This is a genomic window from Aeromonas sp. HMWF014, assembly GCF_963878295.1.
Lineage (GTDB): Bacteria > Pseudomonadota > Gammaproteobacteria > Enterobacterales > Aeromonadaceae > Aeromonas > Aeromonas popoffii.
The window spans coordinates 1-4,531 of sequence record NZ_CAWNYS010000511.1 but is presented as its reverse complement, the minus strand read 5'-3'; the positions used below and the strand labels follow the sequence as shown (position 1 = coordinate 4,531).

The window sequence follows — 4,531 nt, the reverse complement described above, 5'->3', positions numbered from 1 at the left end:
TGCAGTCGGTACAGCTGTTCACCACCACCCTCACCTCGGGTGACAACAAGATGGTAGTGGTACCCAACGCCGCCATCCTGAACGGCACCATAGTCAACTACTCTCGCATGGACACCCGTCGCATCGACATGACCTTCGGCATCGGCTACGGCTCGGATCTGCGCAAGGCCAAGCAGATCCTCGAGCGCCTGGTGCATGAAGAGCCGCGCATCCTGAAAGATCCTGCCGCCACCATAGCCGTCGCAGCCCTGGCCGACTCCTCGGTCAATATCGTGGTGCGTCCCTGGGTGAAAACCGCCGATTACTGGGGTGTCTGGTTCGACTTTCACGAGAAGGTGAAGCTGACTTTCGACGCCGAGGGTGTCGAGATCCCCTTCCCGCAGATGGTCATGCACATGCAAAAACCCCAGGCCTGAAGCAGGCCCTGAGTACAACCATGCCAGCCTTAGCGCTGGCATGGTTGTTTATGGGCCTCATGTGCACGGCGCAGGCATAAAAAATCCGGCCACCCGGGCCGGATCTTGCGCCGTTGTCACCATGGCCAGCACGCCCATCCATAGGGCAGGCAGTTCCCTCAGACCAGTCGACGAGCGACCCGGTTAAGCAACGGCTGCACCAGCACATAACCCCCCAGTACGGCACCCATCACGGCCAGCACCCTTATCTCCAGGGTTGGCGCCGCACTGGTCAGCACCATGGTCAACAGGCCGATGAAGCCAGTGGCAAGCAGGCTCAGGGCAAACAGGCATAACAGGTGTTTCATATCGATCTCCTTATTCCAGACTGTGGCCATCCCTGGGAGATCTAATCCATTCGGATCCCATCCTAGCCAAGGTCCACCCCCGACAATTTGCGCTTGCTCATAAAATGAGCCAAAAGGCGGCGATCAAATACCCCTTTAGCTGTAACACTCACTTGCCAGGCAGCAAGCTGCGGCCAACCATCGATGAAAGCCCTTTCAACCCGTACAAGCCGGGTGAAGTATGAGCAAACTCAAGATCCCCTGGTCATGAGTGACTCATAATCGCAGCGTTTTGGTTGTAAACTCCTTCGATGGCAGACAATTGGTAAAGCTCTGTTACACGGGCCGCACGCCGTGCTCGGTATAATGTTCGAATAATAAGGTTTGGCGGGAGCCTTGCCTGCAAGGTTCAAACACAACTAGGAAGATCGGTAATCCTATGAAAAACATCAATCCAACCCAGACCCAGGCCTGGCAGGCGCTGGAAGCCCATTTTTCAGCTAACAAAGAGACTCGACTCAAGGATCTGTTCGCGCAGGACCCGAAGCGCTTCGACAAGTTCTCCCTCACCTTTGGCGGCGATATCCTGGTTGACTACTCAAAAAACCTGATCACCGAGGAAACCCTCACGTTGCTGGCTAATCTGGCCAAAGAGACCGATCTTCGCAGCGCGATCGATGCCATGTTCAATGGCGAGAAGATCAACATGACCGAGGGCCGCTCGGTACTGCACGTGGCCCTGCGCAACCGCTCCGACCGCCCCGTCGAGTGCGACGGCAAGGATGTGATGCCGGAAGTGAACGCCGTACTGGCCAAGATGAAAGGCTTCTGCGAGAAGATCATCTCCGGCGAGTGGAAAGGCTACACCGGCAAGGCGATCCAGCACGTGGTCAACATCGGTATCGGTGGCTCTGATCTGGGCCCGGTAATGATCACCGAAGCACTGCGCCCCTACAAAAACCACCTGCAGATGCACTTCGTCTCCAACGTCGATGGCACCCACATCGCCGAAACCCTGAAGAATATCGATCCGGAAACCACCCTGTTCCTGGTGGCCTCCAAGACCTTCACCACTCAGGAGACCATGACCAACGCCCTGACCGCCCGCGACTGGTTCATCAACATCGCCGGTGACAAGGCCCACGTTGCCAAGCACTTCGCTGCGCTCTCCACCAACGGCAAGGCCGTGGCCGAGTTCGGCATCGACACCAACAACATGTTCGAGTTCTGGGACTGGGTTGGCGGCCGTTACTCTTCCTGGTCTGCCATCGGCATGCCTATCGCCCTGTCCGTCGGTTTCGAACACTTCGAAGCCCTGCTGCAAGGCGCCTTCGAGATGGACATGCACTTCGCCACTGCCTCCTATGAGCAAAACGTGCCGGTGCTGCTGGCGCTGATTGGCCTGTGGTACAACAACTTCCATGGTGCCGAGTCCGAAGCCATTCTGCCGTATGACCAGTACATGCACCGCTTCCCTGCCTACTTCCAGCAGGGCAACATGGAATCCAACGGCAAGTACGTGGATCGCAACGGCAAGCCGGTTGATTACCAGACTGGCCCCATCATCTGGGGTGAGCCGGGCACCAACGGCCAGCACGCCTTCTATCAGCTGATCCACCAAGGCACCAAGCTGATCCCCTGTGACTTCCTGGCGCCAGCCATTAGCCACAACCCGATCGGTGACCACCATCCGAAACTGCTGGCCAACTTCTTCGCCCAGACCGAGGCACTGGCCTTCGGCAAGAGCAAAGAGCAGGTCGAAGCCGAGTTCCTGGCTGCTGGCAAAACCCTGGAGCAGGTCAAGGATCTGGTGCCGTTCAAGGTGTTCGAAGGCAACCGCCCGACCAACAGCATACTGTTCAAGAGCCTGACCCCGAAAACCCTGGGTGCCCTGATAGCCATGTACGAGCACAAGATCTTCGTACAGGGCGCAATCTGGAACATCTTCTCCTTCGACCAGTGGGGCGTGGAGCTGGGCAAACAGCTGGCCAACAAGATCCTGCCAGAGCTCAACACCGCCGAGGCTGTCACCAGCCACGACTGCTCAACCAACGGTCTGATCAACACCTGGAAAGCCTGGAAAGCCTGGAAAGCCTGATTTATCCAGCCTTTCTGAATGCAAAAGCCCCGCTCAGATGAGCGGGGCTTTTTATTTTTCACCCTTCTCCCACTGGGAGAAGGGCTGGGGATGAGGGGGCATTAACCGCCAACGGCGATGCGTTTCATGTCCTTCATGTAACCGCGCAGTACCTGACCGATCTTCTCGATCGGGTGGTTGCGGGTCGCTTCGTTGGCCGCCAGCAGCGCCAGGTTGTCGACGCTCTGCCCTTCCGCCTTGCTGGCACCCAGATCGCCCGCCTTCAGGGTCGGCATGAAGTGCTCACGCAGCAACGGCACTGCAGCGTTGGCGAACAGGTAGTTGCCGTACTCGGCGGTGTCGGAGATGACCACGTTCATCTCGTACAGACGCTTGCGAGCAACTGTGTTGGCGATCAGCGGCAGCTCGTGCAGGGATTCGTAGTAGGCGGACTCCTCGTAGATGCCGGAAGCTACCATGGTTTCGAACGCCAGCTCGACACCCGCCTTGACCATGGCCACCATCACCACGCCATTGTCGAAGTACTCCTGCTCGGCAATCTTGCCAGCGAACGCCGGGGCGTTTTCGAAGGCGGATTTGCCGGTCTCTTCGCGCCAGGTAAACAGTTTGACGTCATCCTCGGCCCAGTCGGCCATCATACCGCGGGAGAACTCACCAGCGATGATGTCATCCATGTGTTTCTCGAACAGCGGGCGCATCAGGGTGCGCAGTTGCTCGGAGAGCTCGAAGGCACGCAGTTTGGCCGGGTTGGAGAGGCGGTCCATCATCAGGCTGATACCACCCTGCTTCAGGGCTTCGGTGATGGTCTCCCAGCCAAACTGGATCAGCTTGCCGGCGTAGGCCTTGTCAGTCCCTTCGGCAACCAGCTTGTCATAACAGAGCAGAGAACCGGCCTGCAGCATGCCGCAAAGGATGGTCTGCTCGCCCATCAGGTCAGATTTCACTTCCGCCACGAAGGAGGACTCCAGCACCCCGGCACGGTCGCCGCCGGTAGCAGAAGCCCACGCCTTGGCGATGGCCATGCCTTCACCCTTGGGATCGTTCTCCGGGTGAACGGCGAGCAGGGTCGGCACACCGAAGCCGCGCTTGTACTCTTCACGCACTTCGGTACCCGGACACTTGGGCGCTACCATGACGACTGTGATGTCGGCGCGGATCTGCTGACCCTCTTCCACCACGTTGAAGCCGTGGGAGTAGCCCAGCGCCGCGCCCTGCTTCATCAGCGGCATCACGGTTTTCACTACATCGGAGTGCTGCTTGTCCGGAGTCAGGTTCAGCACCAGATCGGCGGTCGGGATCAGCTCTTCATAGGTGCCGACCGCGAAGCCGTTGTCGGTGGCCTTCTGCCAGGAGGCACGCTTCTCAGTGATGGCGGCCTTGCGCAGGGCGTAGGAGATATCCAGCCCGGAGTCACGCATGTTCAGACCCTGGTTCAGACCCTGGGCACCACAGCCCACAATCACCACCTTCTTGCCCTTCAGCACGTCGCAACCGTCGGCGAATTCCGCCCGCTGCATGAAACGACACTTGCCCAGTTGGGCCAACTGCTGACGCAGGTTCAAGGTGTTGAAATAGTTAGCCATGGTGATTGCTCCGTTCGATTGATTCCATGCCGGGTAGCGGCGTTGTCTGAACCACTATAGCGCGGGACACTTATTGCCTGAACTGATATATTCGAAACAGTATGTTGC

The 4,531-nt window shown here is 58.3% G+C and carries 4 protein-coding genes; 2 read left to right on the top strand and 2 right to left on the bottom strand.

Going from position 1 to position 4,531, the window contains the following annotated elements:
- Window positions 1–416, top strand: a 416-nt coding sequence (locus AAC083_RS23355; protein ID WP_258224782.1) for a mechanosensitive ion channel family protein, incomplete at its 5' end; no start/stop codon positions are given.
- Between the two features lie 158 nt (window positions 417–574).
- Here AAC083_RS23355 and AAC083_RS19985 read toward each other — a convergent pair.
- Window positions 575–763 carry a hypothetical protein gene (locus tag AAC083_RS19985; protein WP_042034792.1) on the bottom strand — a complete coding sequence of 63 codons (189 nt, stop codon included), beginning with the start codon at window positions 761–763 and terminating at the stop codon, window positions 575–577.
- 418 nt (window positions 764–1,181) lie between these two features.
- Between AAC083_RS19985 and pgi the strand changes: the two genes are divergently transcribed.
- The gene (gene pgi, locus AAC083_RS19980; protein WP_108537540.1) at window positions 1,182–2,840 is read left to right on the top strand and encodes a glucose-6-phosphate isomerase; all 1,659 of its coding nucleotides are present in this window, start codon (window positions 1,182–1,184) and stop codon (window positions 2,838–2,840) included.
- A gap of 101 nt (window positions 2,841–2,941) precedes the next feature.
- Here the strand turns inward: pgi and ilvC are convergent, their stop codons facing one another.
- The gene (gene ilvC / locus AAC083_RS19975; protein ID WP_101323273.1) at window positions 2,942–4,423 is read right to left on the bottom strand and encodes a ketol-acid reductoisomerase; all 1,482 of its coding nucleotides are present in this window, start codon (window positions 4,421–4,423) and stop codon (window positions 2,942–2,944) included.
- Window positions 4,424–4,531: the final 108 nt, after the last annotated feature.